Annotated in this window: 13 protein-coding genes; 4 read left to right on the top strand and 9 right to left on the bottom strand. The window is 63.5% G+C overall.

Features of this window, described 5'->3' with window-relative positions:
* Positions 1–63: 63 nt before the first annotated feature.
* From xdhC to BM186_RS14015, 4 genes are all read right to left on the bottom strand, one after another.
* Positions 64–894: a xanthine dehydrogenase accessory protein XdhC gene (gene xdhC, locus BM186_RS14030; RefSeq protein WP_074916036.1), complete on the bottom strand. Its 831-nt coding sequence runs from the start codon at positions 892–894 to the stop codon at positions 64–66.
* A gap of 203 nt (positions 895–1,097) precedes the next feature.
* Complete coding sequence (gene xdhB, locus BM186_RS14025) at positions 1,098–3,494, bottom strand: xanthine dehydrogenase molybdopterin binding subunit (RefSeq protein ID WP_074916035.1); 2,397 nt, start codon at positions 3,492–3,494, stop codon at positions 1,098–1,100.
* Between the two features lie 24 nt (positions 3,495–3,518).
* A complete protein-coding gene (gene xdhA / locus BM186_RS14020) occupies positions 3,519–4,958 on the bottom strand; it encodes a xanthine dehydrogenase small subunit (RefSeq protein WP_074916034.1) in 1,440 nt (479 codons plus the stop codon).
* A 386-nt stretch (positions 4,959–5,344) separates the two neighbouring features.
* Positions 5,345–6,478, bottom strand: coding sequence for an alkane 1-monooxygenase (locus BM186_RS14015; RefSeq protein WP_074916032.1), 1,134 nt, complete (start codon positions 6,476–6,478; stop codon positions 5,345–5,347).
* A 232-nt stretch (positions 6,479–6,710) separates the two neighbouring features.
* Between BM186_RS14015 and BM186_RS14010 the strand changes: the two genes are divergently transcribed.
* The 4 genes from BM186_RS14010 to ligA all read left to right on the top strand — a co-directional run bounded on the left by BM186_RS14010 (position 6,711) and on the right by ligA (position 14,321).
* Positions 6,711–7,370: a GntR family transcriptional regulator gene (locus tag BM186_RS14010; protein ID WP_045735339.1), complete on the top strand. Its 660-nt coding sequence runs from the start codon at positions 6,711–6,713 to the stop codon at positions 7,368–7,370.
* 6 nt (positions 7,371–7,376) lie between these two features.
* Positions 7,377–10,865 carry a chromosome segregation protein SMC gene (gene smc / locus BM186_RS14005; protein WP_074916030.1) on the top strand — a complete coding sequence of 1,163 codons (3,489 nt, stop codon included), beginning with the start codon at positions 7,377–7,379 and terminating at the stop codon, positions 10,863–10,865.
* Positions 10,866–11,078: 213 nt separating this feature from the next.
* Complete coding sequence (gene zipA / locus BM186_RS14000) at positions 11,079–11,900, top strand: cell division protein ZipA (RefSeq protein WP_074916028.1); 822 nt, start codon at positions 11,079–11,081, stop codon at positions 11,898–11,900.
* 60 nt (positions 11,901–11,960) lie between these two features.
* Positions 11,961–14,321, top strand: coding sequence for an NAD-dependent DNA ligase LigA (gene ligA / locus BM186_RS13995; protein ID WP_074916026.1), 2,361 nt, complete (start codon positions 11,961–11,963; stop codon positions 14,319–14,321).
* Positions 14,322–14,500: 179 nt separating this feature from the next.
* On the opposite strand, the gene BM186_RS13990 is transcribed toward ligA, so the two are convergent.
* From BM186_RS13990 to BM186_RS13970, 5 genes are all read right to left on the bottom strand, one after another.
* Positions 14,501–14,869, bottom strand: a complete 369-nt coding sequence (locus BM186_RS13990) for a glutaredoxin family protein (RefSeq protein WP_074916024.1) — start codon at positions 14,867–14,869, stop codon at positions 14,501–14,503.
* A 65-nt stretch (positions 14,870–14,934) separates the two neighbouring features.
* Entirely contained in the window at positions 14,935–15,480 is a 546-nt protein-coding gene (folE, locus tag BM186_RS13985; protein ID WP_072425630.1) for a GTP cyclohydrolase I FolE, read from the bottom strand.
* Positions 15,481–15,557: 77 nt separating this feature from the next.
* The gene (locus tag BM186_RS13980; protein ID WP_003460873.1) at positions 15,558–16,115 is read right to left on the bottom strand and encodes a Smr/MutS family protein; all 558 of its coding nucleotides are present in this window, start codon (positions 16,113–16,115) and stop codon (positions 15,558–15,560) included.
* Between the two features lie 153 nt (positions 16,116–16,268).
* Positions 16,269–16,589, bottom strand: a complete 321-nt coding sequence (locus BM186_RS13975; protein WP_017679226.1) for a hypothetical protein — start codon at positions 16,587–16,589, stop codon at positions 16,269–16,271.
* Between the two features lie 81 nt (positions 16,590–16,670).
* The gene (locus BM186_RS13970) at positions 16,671–17,267 is read right to left on the bottom strand and encodes a cysteine hydrolase family protein (RefSeq protein ID WP_017679227.1); all 597 of its coding nucleotides are present in this window, start codon (positions 17,265–17,267) and stop codon (positions 16,671–16,673) included.
* Positions 17,268–17,297: the final 30 nt, after the last annotated feature.

The following is a 17,297-nucleotide window of genomic DNA, read 5'->3' as shown; positions in this document are numbered from 1 at the left end:
GGCAATGCGGTGTTATCGGTGCGCGCGGCGCACCCTACTGGGCGCGCCGCGAATTAGGCAGAGTCAGGACCGGCGCGAGGCCGGCAGCAGCTTGGCGACGCTGGATTCACCCTTCTTAACGTCCTGACCAAAACTTGCGTTGTAAGTGGCGATCACCTCGCCGGCGATGGACACGGCAATTTCCACCGGTAGTTTGCCTTTCACTTCGGCCAGGCCCATGGGGCAGCGCATGCGCGCCATCAGGGTTTCTTCGAAGCCGCGCTCGCGCAGGCGGTGCTCGAACTTGACGCGTTTGGTCTTCGAGCCGATCAGGCCGTAGTAGGCGAAGTCGCCGCGTTTGAGGATCGCCGCGGTCAGCTCCAGGTCGAGTTGGTGGTTGTGGGTCATGACGATGTAGTAACTGCCGGGCGGCATGTTCTCCACCTCGTCGATCACTTCGTCACCCACGATCTTCTCCACGCCGGCGGGGATGTGCTCGGGAAATTCATTTTCCCGCGAGTCGATCCAGCGCACCTTGCACGGCAGGCTGGCGAGCAGCGGCACCAGTGCACGGCCGACATGGCCGGCGCCGAATACGGCGATCTGCGCCTGTGGCTGGCCCATCGGCTCGAACAGCAGCACGGTGGCGCCGCCGCAGCACTGGCCGAGGCTGGCGCCGAGAGAGAATCGCTCTAGGCGGGTGTCCTGGCTGCGCGTGGCAAGCATCTCGCGCGCCAGTTCCATGGCCTTGTATTCCAGGTGACCGCCGCCGATGGTCTCGAAGATGCGTTCGGCGGTGACCACCATCTTCGAGCCGGCATTGCGCGGCGTCGAGCCGCGTTCCTCGATGATGGTCACCAGAACGCAGGCTTCACCTTTTTGCTGCAGCTCGGCGAGGGCGCTGATCCAGCTCATTTGCTCAGCCTCCAGGAAGGCGTGGTCTGTCCCGGGCGCGGCAGGCGCCAGTTGCTCGGCGACGGATCGAGAATCGGCTCCGGCGCCGGGCGAGCGGGTGGATTATTCGGTTCGGTGTGTTTTGTCATTGTTGTACACCTGTTTAATTCGAACTACATGGCTGTTCACCCCTCTCCCATGAATGGGAGAGGGGGCCGATCGTGTTACGCCGGTTCAACCTCGGCAGCGCTGGCAGCCTTGGCCGTCGTCTTCAGCTTGCGCATCTGCTCCACACCCCAGAGCACGCGCTCAGGCGTGGCTGGGGCGTCGATCTGCGGTTGCACCTTGTAGTCGGCCAGGCTGGCCACGGCGTCCTTGAGGGCGCACCAGGCGGAGATGCCGAGCATGAACGGCGGCTCGCCGACGGCCTTGGAGTGGAACACGGTGTCTTCCGGGTTCTTGCGGTTTTCCACCAGCTTCACGCGCAGGTCGATGGGCATGTCGGCGATGGCCGGGATCTTGTAGCTGGCCGGGCCGTTGGTCATCAGCTTGCCCTTGGCGTTCCACACCAGCTCTTCCATGGTCAGCCAGCCCATGCCCTGGACGAAGGCGCCCTCGACCTGGCCGATGTCGATGGCCGGGTTCAGCGAGTCGCCGACGTCGTGCAGGATGTCGCCGCGCAGCATGCGGTATTCGCCGGTCAGGGTGTCGACCAGCACTTCCACGCAGGCCACGCCGTAGGCGTAGTAGTAGAAGGGGCGGCCGGCTGCCTTGTCGCGATCGTAGTAAATCTTCGGGGTGCGGTAGAAGCCGGTCGACGACAGCGAGACCTGGCCGAAGTAGGCCTTCTGGATCATCTCTTCGAACGACAGGAAGTGATCACGCACGCGCACCTGGCCGTTGCGGAATTCGACGTCTTCTGGGGTGACCTTGTATTCGCGTACGAGGAAGTCCACCAGGCGCTGCTTGATGGTCTCGGCCGCGTTCTTCGCCGCCATGCCGTTGAGGTCGGCGCCGCTGGAGGCCGCGGTCGGCGAGGTGTTGGGCACCTTGTCGGTGTTGGTGGCGGTGATCTGGATGCGCTCGATATCGACCTGGAACACCTCGGCCACCACCTGCGCCACCTTGGTGTTGAGGCCCTGGCCCATCTCGGTGCCACCGTGGTTGAGGTGGATCGAACCGTCGGTATAGATGTGGATCAGCGCGCCGGCCTGGTTGAGGAAGGTGGCGGTGAAGCTGATGCCGAATTTCACCGGGGTCATGGCCAGGCCTTTCTTCAGCACCGGGCTGTTGGCGTTGAAGGCGCGGATTTCTTCACGGCGTTTGGCGTACTCGCAGCTTTGCTCCAGTTCGGCGGTCATTTCGTGAATGACGTTGTGCTCGACGGTCTGGTGGTAGTGGGTGACGTTGCGCTCGGTCTTGCCGTAGTAGTTGAGCTTGCGCACTTCCAGCGGGTCCTTGCCCAGGCTGCGGGCGACGGCGTCCATCACTTCCTCGATGGCGACCATGCCCTGTGGGCCGCCGAAACCACGGTAGGCGGTGTTCGACGCGGTGTTGGTCTTGCAGCGGTGACCGTTGATGGTGGCGTTGCCGAGGAAGTAGGCGTTGTCCGAGTGGAACATGGCGCGGTCGACGATGGAGCCGGACAGATCCGGCGAGTAGCCGCAGTTGCCGGCCAGGTCCATCTCGATGCCGTGCAGCAGGCCGTCGTCATCGAAGCCGACGTCGTACTCGACGTAGAAGGGGTGACGCTTGCCGGTCATGCTCATGTCTTCCATGCGCGGCAGACGCATCTTGGTCGGCCGGCCGGTGAGATGGGCGATCACTGCGCACAGGCACGCCGGGCCGGCGGCCTGGGTTTCCTTGCCGCCGAAACCGCCGCCCATGCGACGCATGTCGATGACGATCTTGTTCATCGGCACGCCGAGCACTTCGGCCACCAGCTTCTGTACCTCGGTGGGGTTCTGCGTCGAGGTGTAGACCAGCATGCCGCCGTCTTCGGTGGGCATGACCGAGGAAATCTGGGTTTCCAGGTAGAAGTGCTCCTGGCCGCCGATATGCAGGGTGCCCTGCAGGCGACGCGGGGCGCTGGCCAGCTTGCTGGCCGAGTCACCGATGCGGTGGGTGTGGCTGGCGAGCACGAAATGCTTCTTGCGGTAGGCCTCGACGACGTCGAGCACCGGCTCCAGGTCTTCGTATTCGACGATGGCGGCCATGGCCGCCTTGCGCGCGGTTTCCAGACTGTCAGCGGCTACCGCCAGCACCACCTGGCCAACGTACTCGACCTTGCCGTCGGCCAGCAGCGGGTCGCCGGCGACCACCGGGCCGATATCCAGCTGGCCCGGCACGTCATCCTTGGTGATGGCGATGGCCACGCCCGGAAACTCGTAGCATGGGCGGGTGTCGATGCGCAGTATGCGCGCATGGGCGCGATCCGACTGGCGCGCGTAGACGTGCAATTGGTTGGGGAATTCCAGGCGGTCGTCGACATAGACCGCTTCGCCGGACACGTGCTTGTCCGCGCTCTCGTGCTTGACGCTACGGCCGACGCCGCTGGTCATGCCAGCGCGGAACAGGGCGGCCAGCTCTTCCTGGGATTTGTGTTCGATATGACTGGACATCTTCGTCTCCAAAAATCTCTGCGCTTAGGCGTAGGCCGTGACCCGGGTTTCGATCTCGGGCGACTGCTGCTCCAGGAAGAACTTGCGCAGCAGGTTCTGGGCAGTGAGCAGGCGGTATTCCTTGCTGGCGCGGAAATCCGACAGCGGGGTGAAGTCCTCACCCAGCGCTTCGCAGGCACGTTCGATCACGCCCGGATACCAGGCCGAGCCGACCAGAGCCGCTTCGCAGGCGCTGGCGCGTTTGGGGATGGCGGCCATGCCGCCGAAGGCAATGCGCGCTTCGGTGACCACGCCGTCGACGATCGTCAGGTTGAAGGCCGCGCAGACGGCGGAAATGTCGTCGTCCAGGCGCTTGGACACCTTGTAAGCACGGAACGCCTGGTTGGCCTGGGCGCGCGGCACGATGATCTTCTCGATGAATTCGGCTTCCTGGCGCGCGGTCACCTTGTAGTCGAGGAAGTAGTCCTGCAGCGGCAGGATGCGCCGCGTGTTGCCCTGGCGCAGAGCAATCTGCGCGCCGAGGGCGATCAGCAGCGGCGGGGCGTCGCCGATGGGCGAGGCGTTGCCGATGTTGCCGCCCAGGGTGCCCTGGTTGCGGATCTGCAGGGAGGCGAAGCGGTGCAGCAGCTCGCCGAAGTCCGGGTACTCGCGCGACAGCGCTTCGTAGCAGTCGGACAGGGCCGCGGCCGCGCCGATCTCGATGGCGCTGTCGGTCACCTCGATGCGCTTCATGTCTTCGATATGGCCGACGTAGATCATCACCGGCAGTTCGCGGTGAAACTGGGTGACTTCCAGGGCCAGATCGGTGCCGCCTGCCAGCAGGCGGGCTTCGGGGTTGGCGGCATAGAGGTCGGCCAGGTCGGCCACGGTCAGCGGCACCAGGCAGCGCTTGTCGCCACTGTTGAGCTCGGCAGTTTCACGCGGGGCGATGGCCTTGAGCTGGGCCGCGGTGTCGCTTTCGAAGGCATCGAACTGGTCCGGCTGCTTCTGGCAGCAGGCCTGCTCGGCGGCGTCGATGATCGGCCGGTAGCCGGTGCAGCGGCACAGATTGCCGGCCAGGGCTTCCAGGGTCTGGCCCTTGTCGTACCCCGTGGAGTTCTTCTGCAGGGCGAACAGCGACATGATGAAACCGGGGGTGCAGAAGCCGCACTGCGAGCCATGGCAGTCGACCATCGCCTGCTGCACGCTGTGCAGCTTGCCTTGATGCTTGAGGTCTTCGACGGTGATCAGTTGCTTGCCGTGCAGGCTGGAGACGAAGGTCAGGCAGGAGTTGAGGGTGCGATAACGAACGCGGTCGCCATCGAGCTCGCCCACCACCACGGTGCAGGCACCGCAGTCGCCGGAGGCGCAGCCTTCCTTGGTTCCGGTCTTGCCGACGTGTTCACGCAGGTAGCCCAGCACGGTGACGTTGGGGTCCAGGGCATGCTCGGTGCGCAGCTCCCGGTTGAGTAAAAACTGGATCAAGGACGACCTCCAGGCACTTTATTGTTATGAATCGGTTGGCTGGCCAGGTGATGCACGCACTGCAGGGCCCTGGCGCGGGCTGCCATGGGGTCAATCTAGAGTTTTCTGACTTTTGGGTCAACAAATATTTGACCCTGTGGTCAGCTGCTTGTCATGCAAATCGGTTATGAGGCCGCCATGCGTTCAGCGTAGCGACTTTCATGCCAGCGTAGGCGCTGCCAGAGGGTAGGGTGCGCCGTGCGCACCGTTGTTCACCTAAGCAGCAGGTGCGCACGGCGCACCCTACAAGGCCAAATCGCTGCATCAACAAGCAAATACGACATAGCCAAAACAAAACCCCGGGAGCCTGCGCTGCCGGGGTTGGGATGGGGAGGGCGGCTCAGGGCTTACGTCAGCTGCGACTCGCTTAGCTGATGTTCCTCGCCGGCGTAGTAAGCGCGGACCTTGGGATCCATCACCGCGCGCCACAGCGGTGGGAAGAGGGCGAGTACGATCATTCCGGCATAGCCATTGGGCAACTGCGGGCTGTCGTCGAAATGGCGCAGCACCTGATAGCGGCGTTTGGCATAGGCGTGGTGGTCGGAATGGCGTTGCAGGTGGAAGAGAAACAGGTTGGTCAGCAGGAAGTTGCTGTTCCAGGAGTGGTGCGCATTGGTGCGCTCGTAGCGGCCGTTGTCCAGTTTGCGCCGGTGCAGGCCGTAATGCTCGACGTAGTTGACGATCTCCAGCAGGGTAAAGGCGATAACCGCCTGGCCGAGGAAGAACAGCGCGCCGAGCGCGCCGAAGGCCAGGGTGAAACCCAGCAGGAACAGTGCGCTGATGGCGTACCACCAGATCAGCTCGTTGCGCCAATGCAGGACCGGTAAGCCGCGCCGCTTGAGACGCTCGGCTTCCAGCTTCCAGGCGTTGAGAAAGTTGTGCTTGTAGGCATGCGGCAGAAAGGCGTACAGGCTCTGGCCGAAGCGTGAGGAGGAGGCATCTTCGGGCGTCGATACATGCACGTGATGGCCGCGCACATGTTCGACCTTGAAGCCGGCGTAGCACACCGCTGCCAGCAGCAGGCCGCCGGCGTTCTGCTCCAGTTTCGGGTCCTTGTGGATCAGCTCGTGCGACACGGTGATGCCGATGGCGCCCATCACCGTGCCGACCGACAGCACCCAGCCGAGCTGGCCGACCCAGCTCCAGCCCTCGTAACTGGCGAATATCCAGCCGCTCCACACCAGCATCGCCAGCAGCAGCGGCACCGTGGCCAGACTCAGCAGTCGGTAGTAGCCCTGGGCTTCGAGGGCCGGCACTTCGTCGCACTCATCCGGGTTGGCCGGGTCGCGACCGACAATGAAGTCCAGCAAGGGAATCACACCGAACACCACGCTGATCACCAGCCAGGGCCAGGCGTCGGCGTGCGCGCTGCCCTGCGACCAGTAATAGCTGAGGGGGATGCCCAGTACCGGGATCAGCCAGATCCAGTAGCCGACCTTCTTCAGGGCGAGCATCCAGCGCGACGGCAGGCGTTCGAACATCGGATTCTCCAAGTCATTATTGTTCTGGGTTTTACCTCAGATTGTAGGACAATCCATTTTCGCGGCCAGACTTCCACGGCCAACCTTTAGAACGGAAAGTGCCCCGCGGGGACGCTTGGCGGGGTAACACCCTGTGTTACACTCGCCGCCAGATTTTCTTGCTCCCGCCCAGCCGTGGCGGGGCTCCCAGACTCGACCGCCTGCCCCTGGATCGACGCAAATAAGGAATGTCATGACGTTCAAGGCCCCGGACAGCCTCGCCGAGCAAATTGCCCATTACCTGGCCGAACGCATCATTCGCGGTGAGCTCAAGGAACGTGAGCGCATTCAGGAGCAGAAGGTTACCCAGGCCCTCAACGTCAGCCGTGGCTCGGTGCGCGAAGCGCTGCTGATTCTCGAACGCCGCCACCTGATCGTGATCCTGCCGCGCCGAGGCGCCCAGGTCAGCGAACTGACCCCGCACCACGTCACCAGCCTCTACGCACTGAGCATCGAGCTCTACATCATGCTGGCGCGCGCGGTGATCGAGCGCTGGAAGGTGGAGACCGACCTGGCGCCCTTCATCGATATCCAGCAGCGCCTGCTGGCCAGCCTGGAGCGTGGCGATATCGGCGCCTTCGTCGAGAACAGCTTCGACGTGATGCGTGCGGCCTTTCCCTTCGCCGACAACCCGTACCTGCAGGAAACCCTGGAGAACCTGCTGCCGGCCATCAGCCGCACCTACCACCTGGCGCTGGAGCGGCGCAAAGGCGAGATGGGCCAGTTCATGGGCACCTTCGCCAGCCTGCTGCAGGCGATCATCGCCCGTGACAACGAGCGTGCCCGCGAAGTGCTGCAAGCCTACGGTCAGCACAACTGCCAGCTGGTGCTGGCAACCCTGGCCGAGCGCTAAGCCCAGATGCGCCTGAAGAGCATCAAGCTGGCGGGCTTCAAGTCCTTCGTCGATCCGACGACGGTAAGCTTTCCCAGCAACATGGCGGCGGTGGTCGGGCCCAATGGCTGCGGCAAGTCGAACATCATCGACGCCGTGCGCTGGGTGATGGGTGAAAGCTCGGCGAAGAACCTGCGTGGTGAGTCGATGACCGACGTCATCTTCAACGGCTCCAACACACGCAAGCCGGTGACCCAGGCCTCCATCGAGCTGATTTTCGACAACAGCGACAACTCGCTGGTGGGTGAATACGCGGCCTTCGCCGAGATTTCCATCCGCCGTCGGGTGACCCGCGACGGGCAGAACACCTACTTCCTCAACGGCACCAAGTGCCGGCGCCGCGACATCACCGATATCTTCCTCGGCACCGGCCTGGGGCCGCGCAGTTACTCGATCATCGAGCAGGGCATGATCAGCAAGCTGATCGAGGCCAAGCCCGAAGAGCTGCGCAATTTCATCGAGGAAGCCGCCGGCATCTCCAAGTACAAGGAGCGCCGCCGCGAGACCGAAAACCGCATCCGCCGTACCCAGGAGAATCTGGAGCGCCTGAGTGACCTGCGCGAAGAGCTGGAGCGCCAGCTCGAGCGTCTGCACCGTCAGGCCCAGGCGGCGGAGAAATACCAGGAATACAAGGCCGAGGAGCGCCAGCTCAAGGCGCAACTGCTGGCCCTGCGCTGGCAGAGCCTGAACCAGCAGGTTGGCAGCCGCGAGCAGGTGATCGGCGATCAGGAAGTGGCCTTCGAGGCCCTGGTGGCCGAGCAGCGCAGCGCCGACGCCAGCATCGAGCGCCTTCGCGATGGCCATCACGAATTGAGCGAGCGCTTCAACCTGGTGCAGGGTCGCTTCTATTCCGTGGGTGGCGATATCGCCCGCGTCGAGCAGAGCATCCAGCATGGCCAGCAGCGCCTGCGCCAGTTGCAGGATGACCTGCGCGAGGCAGAAAAGGCGCGCCTGGAAACCGAGTCGCATCTGGGCCACGACCGCACCCTGCTGGCCACCCTCGGTGAAGAACTGGAAATGCTCCTGCCCGAGCAGGAGATGACTGCCGCTGCTGCCGAGGAATCTGCCGCCAGCCTGGAAGAGGCCGAGGCCGCCATGCATGGCTGGCAGGAGCAGTGGGACGGCTTCAACCAGCGCAGCGCTGAACCGCGTCGTCAGGCCGAAGTGCAGCAGTCGCGCATCGCCCAGCTGGAACAGAGCCTGGAACGCCTGGCCGAGCGTCAGCGCCGCCTGAACGAAGAATTGCAGCAACTGGCGGCCGACCCGGAAGACGCCGCCATTCTCGAATTGAACGAACAGCTTGCCGCTGGCGAGCTGGAGCACGAAGCGCTGCAACAGGCCGAAGAGCAGCAGGCCGAGCGCCTGCAGCAACTGCGCGAGGAACTGCAGCAGGCTGGCCAGGCCCAGCAGCAGGCGCAAGGTGAGCTGCAGCGCCTGAACGGCCGTCTGGCGTCGCTGGAGGCGCTGCAACAGGCGGCGCTCGATCCAGGGCAGGGCGCCGGCGAGTGGTTGCGCGAGCAGAACCTGCTGCAGCGTCCGCGCCTGGCTGAAGGGCTGCGCGTCGAGTCCGGCTGGGAGCTGGCGGTTGAGACTGTCCTTGGTGCCGATCTGCAGGCGGTGCTGCTGGACGATTTTGCCGGGCTGGACTTCTCCAGTCTGGAGCAGGGCGAACTGCGCTTGGCCAGCCCGGCTTCGGGCGGTGCGCGGCGTGCCGGCAGCCTGATGGACAAGATCGAGTCGAGCCACGACCTGTCGCCCTGGCTAGGCGGTGTGCGCCCGGTGGAATCACTGGAGCAGGCGCTGGCCGCCCGTGCGCAACTGGCGGACGGCGAAAGCCTGATCAGCCGCGACGGCTACTGGGTCGGCCGGCATTTTCTGCGCGTGCGTCGCGCCGCCGAGGCCGACAGCGGTGTGCTGGCTCGTGGCCAGGAGCTGGAGCGCTTGCAGTTGGAGCTTGAGGAACGTGAAGCAGCCCTGGCGCAACTGGATGAACGCCTGCTGGCGCTGCGCGACGAGCAACGTCTTCAGGAAGAACAGCGTGAGCAGCAACGCCGTCAGGGCCAGGAACTGGCGCGCCAGCTGAGCGAGCTGAAGGCAAAGCTGTCCGCCAGCCAGGCCAAGGCCGAGCAACTGGGCCTGCGTCGCCGCCGTTTGCAGGACGAACTGCAGGAAGCGGCCGAGCAGCGGGAGATCGAGCAGGAGCAACTGGGCGAGTCGCGTCTGCAGTTGCAGGATGCGCTGGATGCCATGGCCCTGGATAACGAGCAGCGCGAAAGCCTGCTGGCCAGCCGCGACAGTCTGCGCGAGCGCCTCGACCGTGTGCGTCAGGACGCGCGTCAGCACAAGGACCATGCCCATCAACTGGCGGTGCGCGTCGGCTCGCTCAAGGCGCAGCACGACTCCACCCGCCAGGCGCTGGAGCGTCTGGAGGTGCAGGCCGAGCGCCTGCATGAGCGGCGCGAGCAGTTGTCGCTGAACCTGGAAGAGGGCGAGGCGCCGCTGGAAGAGCTGCGCATCAAGCTCGAGGAATTGCTCGAGCGGCGCATGGCGGTGGACGACGAACTGCGTCAGGCGCGTTTGGCGCTGGAGGACGCCGATCGCGAACTGCGCGATGCCGAGAAGCGCCGCACCCAGGCTGAACAACAGGCGCAACTGCTACGCAGCCAGCTGGAGCAACAGCGCATGGATTGGCAGTCGCTCAACGTGCGGCGCAAGGCATTGGCCGACCAGCTCGCCGAGGACAACTACGACCTGCACGGGGTGATCGCCACGCTGCCGGCCGAAGCCAGCGAGAGCGCCTGGGAAGAAGAACTGGAGCGCATGGCCGCACGCATCGCCCGTCTAGGGCCGATCAACCTGGCGGCCATCGACGAGTATCAGCAGCAGTCCGAACGCAAACGTTATCTGGATGCGCAGGACGCCGATCTGGTCGAAGCGTTGGAAACCCTGGAGAACGTCATCCGCAAGATCGACAAGGAAACGCGCAATCGTTTCAAGGACACCTTCGATCAGATCAATGGCGGTTTGCAGGCACTCTTTCCAAAAGTTTTCGGTGGCGGCAACGCTTATTTGGAACTCACCGGCGAAGATTTACTCGATACCGGTGTGACCATCATGGCGCGGCCCCCGGGCAAGAAGAACAGCACCATTCATTTGCTCTCCGGTGGAGAGAAAGCATTGACTGCTTTGGCACTGGTGTTTTCCATCTTCCAGCTCAATCCGGCGCCGTTCTGCATGTTGGACGAAGTGGATGCACCGCTGGACGATGCCAACGTCGGGCGCTACGCGCGACTGGTCAAGGAGATGTCAGCCACGGTGCAGTTCATCTACATCACCCACAACAAGATTGCCATGGAAATGGCCGATCAGTTGATGGGGGTCACCATGCACGAGCCGGGTTGCTCGCGTCTGGTGGCGGTAGATGTCGAGGAGGCGCTGGCGATGGTGGAGGCGTGATGGCAGAGCGCCGCGAGATTAACTGAATACAGGCAAAACGTTATGTGGCTCCCTGTGTAAAGTTGCCTTTCGTCGTGCTAGCTTATTGCCCACTTTTGTTACACGCGGAAAACGTCAGACAGAACATGAAGTTGGCGCCGCGTTTTATAGTCGAGTTGTGATCCGGTTGATTGGATCTTTTTTTCACCAGAATTTTTAAGGGTCAGGTATTTCATGGAATTCGGTCTGCGCGAGTGGCTGATCGTTATTGGCATCATCGTTATCGCTGGCATTCTTTTCGACGGCTGGCGCCGTATGCGCGGTGGCAAGGGCAAGCTCAAGTTCAAGCTGGACCGTAGCTTCGCCAACATGCCGGACGACGACAGTGATCCAGATCTGCTCAGTACACCGCGTGTGGTGCAGCGCGACCACGAACCGCAGCTGGATGAAGACGATCTGCCGTCGATGACTGCCAAGGACCTGCCACGTCGTCCACGCAACGAGCCGCAACAGGGCGACCTCAATCTGGCTGTCGACGAGCCGGTGCCGACCTTGCTCAACCCGGTCGATGACGAACCCGTCGAGCCGAAGAAAACCGCCAAGCTGGCTGCCGATGCCGCACCGGTAGAAGAGGTGCTGGTGATCAACGTGGTCGCCCGCGACGATTTCGGCTTCAAGGGCCCGGCACTGCTGCAGAACATCCTCGAAAGCGGCCTGCGCTTCGGTGAGATGGACATCTTCCATCGTCACGAGAGTATGGCGGGTAATGGCGAGGTGCTGTTCTCCATGGCCAACGCACTCAAGCCGGGCACGTTCGATCTCGACGATATCGAAGGCTTCAGCACCCGCGCGGTGAGCTTCTTCCTCAGCCTGCCTGGCCCGCGTCACCCGAAGCAGGCCTTCGACGTCATGGTCGCGGCCGCGCGCAAGCTGGCCCACGAACTGGGTGGCGAGCTGAAGGATGACCAGCGCAGCGTGATGACCGCGCAGACCATCGAACACTATCGCCAGCGCATCGTCGAATTCGAGCGTCGGCAACTGACCCAGAAACGCTGACCCGTACACGAAGTCGAAAGAGAGCAGCCAAGGCTGCTCTTTTCGTTTGAGAGACCGAGCATGACCGACGCCGCCCAACGTATTTCCGAACTGCGCAACGAACTGGACGCGCACAACTACCGTTACTACGTGCTGGATGAGCCGAGCGTGCCCGATGCCGAGTACGACCGCCTGTTCCGTGAACTGCAGGCGCTGGAGGCCGAGCATCCGGAGCTGGTCACACCCGAGTCGCCGACCCAGCGTGTCGGCGGCGAGGCGCTCAGCGCCTTCGGCGAGGTGCGCCATGAGGTGCCGATGCTCAGCCTGGGCAACGCCTTCGAGGAAGACGACCTGCGCGCTTTTGATCGCAGTGTGCAGAACGGCCTGGGCGTTTCGAGCGGCGATCTGTTCGGCGGCGGCGCCGAAATCGAGTACAGCTGCGAACCCAAGCTCGACGGCCTGGCCGTCAGCCTGCGTTACGAGAATGGCCAGTTGGTGCGCGGTGCGACGCGTGGCGACGGCAGCACCGGTGAAGACATCACCAGCAACGTACGCACCATTCGCAACGTGCCGCTCAAGCTGCAGGGCGAGGGCTGGCCGCAGGTTCTGGAAGTGCGCGGCGAAGTGTTCATGCCCAAGGCTGGTTTCGAGGAACTGAATGCGCGGCAGGCCGAGAGTGGCGGCAAGACCTTCGCCAACCCGCGTAACGCTGCTGCCGGCAGCCTGCGCCAGCTCGACCCGAAGATCACCGCCAGCCGCCCGTTGGAGTTCTGCTGCTACGGCGTCGGCCAGGTCAGCGGCGAGCTGCCGGGTACCCAGGTGGCCATGCTGCAGCAGCTCAAGGCCTGGGGCGTGCCCATCAGTCGCGAACTGAAGCTGGCCAAGGGCGTCGAGGCTTGCCTGGATTACTACCGCGATATCGGTGAGCGGCGCATGAGCCTGGCCTATGACATCGATGGTGTGGTGTTCAAGGTCAACAATATCGAGGACCAGCAACAGCTGGGTTTCCGTGCGCGTACCCCGCACTGGGCCATCGCCCACAAGTTCCCGGCGCAGGAAGAGCTGACCGAGCTGCTCGACGTGGAGTTTCAGGTGGGCCGTACCGGTGCGGTCACGCCGGTTGCGCGCCTGAATCCGGTCAAGGTGGCCGGCGTCATGGTGGCCAACGCTACCCTTCACAACATGGATGAAGTGGCGCGCCTCGGCGTGATGATCGGCGATACGGTGATCATTCGCCGTGCTGGCGACGTGATCCCGCAGGTCATGGCCGTGGTGCCCGAGCGTCGCCCGGAGAACGCGCGCCCCGTGCATATCCCCGAGCAATGCCCGGTGTGCGGCTCGGCGGTGGAGCGCACGCAACTGGTCAAGCGCAGCAAGGGCAAGGAGTCGGTCAGCGAAGGTTCGGTGTATCGCTGCGTCGGTCGCCTGAGCTGCCAGGCGCAGCTCAAGCAGGCGATCATCCACTTCGTCTCGCGCCGTGCCATGGATATCGAAGGCCTCGGCGACAAGACCATCGAGCAACTGGTGGACGAGAAGCTGATCGCTTCACCGGCCGACCTGTACAAGCTGACCTTCGAACAGATCATCGGCCTGGAAGGCTTCGCCGAGGTGTCCAGCAACAAGCTGCTGAAGGCTATCGAGGACAGCAAGCGGCCGACCCTGGCGCGCTTCATCTATGCCCTCGGCATCCCCGATGTGGGCGAGGAGACTGCCAAGGTGCTGGCGCGCTCCCTGACCTCGCTGGAGCGTGTGCGTCAGGCGCTACCGCAGGTGCTGACCTACCTGCCGGATATTGGTCTGGAAGTTGCGCACGAGATCCACAGCTTCTTCGAGGATGAGCACAATCAGCAGGTGATCAGCGCCTTGCTGGGCGAATGCGGTCTCGAACTGCAGGAAGAGGGAGAGCTGAGCGCCGAGTTCTCGGCCGTCGCCACCCTTGGCGGCATGCTCGACAAACTGAACATTCCCTCTGTTGGCCCAGGCGCGGCGCAGAAGCTGGCGGAGCGTTTCGGCAGCCTGGAGGGCGTGCTTGGCGGCGATTGGCTGGACATGCGTCAGGCGCTGCCGGAGAAACAGGCCAAGGCTGTACGCGAGTTCTTCGACAATGCCGATAACGCCCAGCTCGCGCGCGCGATCGAGCAGCAACTGCGTGATTTTGGCATGCACTGGGAAAGCGAGAAGAAAGTTGCCGAAGGCCTGCCTCTGGCCGGCCAGACCTGGGTGCTCACCGGCACTCTGGAAGTGATGAGTCGCGACGTGGCCAAGGGCAAGCTGGAAAGCCTGGGCGCCAAGGTGGCCGGTTCTGTCTCGGCCAAGACCCACTGCGTGGTGGCCGGACCAGGTGCCGGCTCGAAGCTGGCCAAGGCCAGCGAGCTGGGGGTGAAGGTATTGGACGAAGCGCAGTTCCTCGACCAGCTCAAGGTCTACGGTATCGAGCCCTAGGGCGCTGTTCACGAGCAGAGCTCGCTCCTACAGAGACAGGCGAAGATACGCCGATCTTGTAGGAGCGGCTTCAGCCGCGAAATGACCGGTGCAGGGTAGCTCCAAGGCTCCCGGATTGCATCCGGGCTACGGTTCAGCGCAACGGTGGATCGATGGCACCTGATTCGCTTCCACCAGCGTCAGCTCGCGAAGCGCTGATCCAGATAGGCGATGATCGCCTTGGATTCGTACAGCCAGGTGCTCTGGCCGTTTTCCTCGATGCGCAGGCACGGCACCTTGATGCGGCCACCGTGCTGCTCCAGCGCCTGCCGGTGTTCGGCATCGTTCTTGGCGTCGCGCAGCTGCACTGGCAGGTTCAGGCGGTGCAGGCTGCGCCTGACCTTGACGCAGAACGGGCAGGCGTGGAACTGGTAAAGCGCCAGATTGGCCGTGGCGCGTTCGACCTCGGCTTGCGCCTCGGGGCTGCGCTTTAGCTTGCGCGGGCGGCTGATCCAGTCGGCGAACACGACCAACTGACCCAGGCCGATACGAAGGGCTTTGAGCAACATGTTTCTAACTCCTGAAATGCCGACGGCCGTTCACCGAAGTGAGCGGCCGCCGTCTGGGGCTTGGCTCAACGAACCAGATTGAGGAATTCTCCGCGGGTCGCCGGATTGTTGCGGAATTCGCCGAGCATCACCGAGGTGACCATGGAGGAGTTCTGCTTCTCCACGCCGCGCATCATCATGCACATGTGCTGCGCTTCGATGACCACTGCCACACCCAGTGCGCCAGTGACCTGCTCGACCGCTTCGGCGATCTGCCGGCTTAGGTTTTCCTGGATCTGCAGGCGGCGGGCGTACATGTCGACGATGCGAGCCACCTTGGACAGGCCGAGCACCTTGCCGTTGGGAATGTAGGCAACATGAGCCTTGCCGATGAACGGCAGCAGATGATGCTCGCACAGCGAGTAGAGCTCGATGTTCTTGACCAGCACCATTTCGCTGTTGTCGGAGCTGAACAGCGCGCCATTGGTGACCTCTTCCAGCGTCTGCTGGTAGCCACGGCAGAGGTACTGCATGGCCTTGGCGGCGCGCTTGGGCGTGTCCAGCAGGCCTTCGCGGGAAACGTCCTCGCCAAGCTGGCCAAGGATCGCGGTGTACTGTTGTTCCAGGGACATGGAAAATCCTGTTGGGTATCGAATGGGCGCAGGGTAGGGCGCCGACAGGGGCCTGGCAAGAGTGCCAGGTTCTCTGATTACTCGTCGCGACCATCCATCATGGTGCGCTTGAGGATGATATACACCGCGCCGGTGCCGCCGTGCTTGGCCAGGCAGGAGCTGAAACCCAGCACCTGCGGGTGCTGGCGCAGCCAGGTGTTCACATGGCTCTTGATCATCGGCTTGCGCCCATCCATGCGCACCGCCTTGCCGTGGGTGACGCGTACGCAGCGAATCTCCAACTTGGTGGCTTCGGCGAGAAACTCCCACAGCGTGTCGCGCGCCTTCTCGACGCTCATGCCGTGCAGGTCGAGGCTGCCGTCGAACGGAATCTGGCCCAGCTTGAGCTTGCGCATCTGACCGTCCTGCACGCCGTTGCCGGCCCAGTACAGCGGGTCTTCAGCGCCAACGTCGATGACGAACTGGTCGGACAGCCCGTCCACCTTGATCTCGCCCTGGCTGATGGTCGCAGCCTGGCGCAGGGTGTTGAACTGTTTACGATCAGTTTTGGGTTTGCCGGTATCGGCGCGGTCGTGCTTGATCGGCTTGACGCCGCGCAGCTCGGCCTGGAACAGGGAAAAGTCGTCGTCTTGCATCGGTGGCTCCGCGAAACAGGCTGGCATTTTACCCAAATGCCAGCCGTGTAAGCGTAGAAAGACGAATTTGTAGGAGCCAGCACTGATCCTGTCGGTGCAAAACATCGCTGGCACGCCAGCTCCTACAGTTGCACGCGCTGTGTTTTCGGGTGATCAGTCACGCTTCTTCATCAATGATGGCGACAGGCTCAGATCGCTGGGGCGACGCAGGCGTCTGCGGCAGCGACGCCAGAAGGCGATGCCGGCCCACAACAGGAACAGGCCGAGCAGCAGCAGGACGGTGGCCTCGCCAGTGGAGTCGTTGAGCGTACCCAGTACCGGCGCGCGGCCTGCCAGCGAGGCGACGCCCGCCATCGCCAGCAGAATGCCGAAGGCGGCGAGCAGGGCGCCCAGGCCGGCCCCGATACGCAGGCGCCAGTTTTTCGGCCGGCGCGGGCGCAAGCGGCGTGCATCGAAATCGTCGGACAGCTTCATTCCGATTTCCTTTGGCTTATCGCCGGTATGACCGGCTGGTCGTGTCCGGGTTCCGCAGCGCTGGCGATACTGCTACAGGTTTCACACCAGCGATTTGGCGTGTGGCACCAAAGTGGCGAAATTGTCGCCCAGCGCGATCATCTCGATACGATGTACCTCGGCGGCGGCAATCACACTGCCATCCGGTGCAGGCAGGTCGCGGGTAGCGCAGGCAGCATCGACCAGGGTGCAGCGGTAGCCATAGTCCTTGGCTGCGCGCACGGTGGTGCTGACGCTGGAGTGGGTCATGAAGCCGCAGACGATCAGATCGAGATGGCCGAGTGCTTGCAAACGATCATGCAACTCGGTACCGGCAAAGGCGTTCGGCAGGCGTTTCTCAACGACGATCTCGCCCGCCAGCGGGGCTGCTTCCGGCAGGTGGCGGCCACGTGGGCCGCTGGGGTCGAGGAGGCCGCCGGGAATGCCGAGGTGTTTGACGTGAACGATGTCGGCACCGGCACTGCGCGCTGCTGCCAGCAGACTGGCGATCTCTGCCAGTGCGGGGTCCAGGCCCGGCAGCGCGAGGACGCCGCTGCGGTACTCTTCCTGGGCATCGATGATCAGCAGGGTCGCATTGTTCAGGCTGGCCGGTGCGTGGCCACGACCGGTGAGCTGGAACATGGTTTGCGGATGGGACATCTCGGGCTCCTGGCTGATGGTGATGATGTG

This window comes from Ectopseudomonas toyotomiensis, from assembly GCF_900115695.1.
In the GTDB taxonomy this organism is placed as follows: Bacteria; Pseudomonadota; Gammaproteobacteria; order Pseudomonadales; family Pseudomonadaceae; genus Aquipseudomonas; species Aquipseudomonas toyotomiensis.
Note: the sequence above shows the minus strand (reverse complement) of the source record. Positions and strands in the feature narration are given on the sequence as shown.

Bases quoted from the DNA above. Each gene is read 5' to 3' on its own strand.
- xdhC (WP_074916036.1), bottom strand. From the start codon at position 894: ATGAGCTGGATCAGCGCCCTCGCCGAGCTGCAGCAAAAAGGTGAAGCC.
- xdhB (WP_074916035.1), bottom strand. From the start codon at position 3,494: ATGTCCAGTCATATCGAACACAAATCCCAGGAAGAGCTGGCCGCCCTG.
- BM186_RS14015 (WP_074916032.1), bottom strand. From the start codon at position 6,478: ATGTTCGAACGCCTGCCGTCGCGCTGGATGCTCGCCCTGAAGAAGGTC.
- BM186_RS14010 (WP_045735339.1), top strand. From the start codon at position 6,711: ATGACGTTCAAGGCCCCGGACAGCCTCGCCGAGCAAATTGCCCATTAC.
- smc (WP_074916030.1), top strand. From the start codon at position 7,377: ATGCGCCTGAAGAGCATCAAGCTGGCGGGCTTCAAGTCCTTCGTCGAT.
- zipA (WP_074916028.1), top strand. From the start codon at position 11,079: ATGGAATTCGGTCTGCGCGAGTGGCTGATCGTTATTGGCATCATCGTT.
- ligA (WP_074916026.1), top strand. From the start codon at position 11,961: ATGACCGACGCCGCCCAACGTATTTCCGAACTGCGCAACGAACTGGAC.
- BM186_RS13990 (WP_074916024.1), bottom strand. From the start codon at position 14,869: ATGTTGCTCAAAGCCCTTCGTATCGGCCTGGGTCAGTTGGTCGTGTTC.
- folE (WP_072425630.1), bottom strand. From the start codon at position 15,480: ATGTCCCTGGAACAACAGTACACCGCGATCCTTGGCCAGCTTGGCGAG.
- BM186_RS13980 (WP_003460873.1), bottom strand. From the start codon at position 16,115: ATGCAAGACGACGACTTTTCCCTGTTCCAGGCCGAGCTGCGCGGCGTC.
- BM186_RS13975 (WP_017679226.1), bottom strand. From the start codon at position 16,589: ATGAAGCTGTCCGACGATTTCGATGCACGCCGCTTGCGCCCGCGCCGG.
- BM186_RS13970 (WP_017679227.1), bottom strand. From the start codon at position 17,267: ATGTCCCATCCGCAAACCATGTTCCAGCTCACCGGTCGTGGCCACGCA.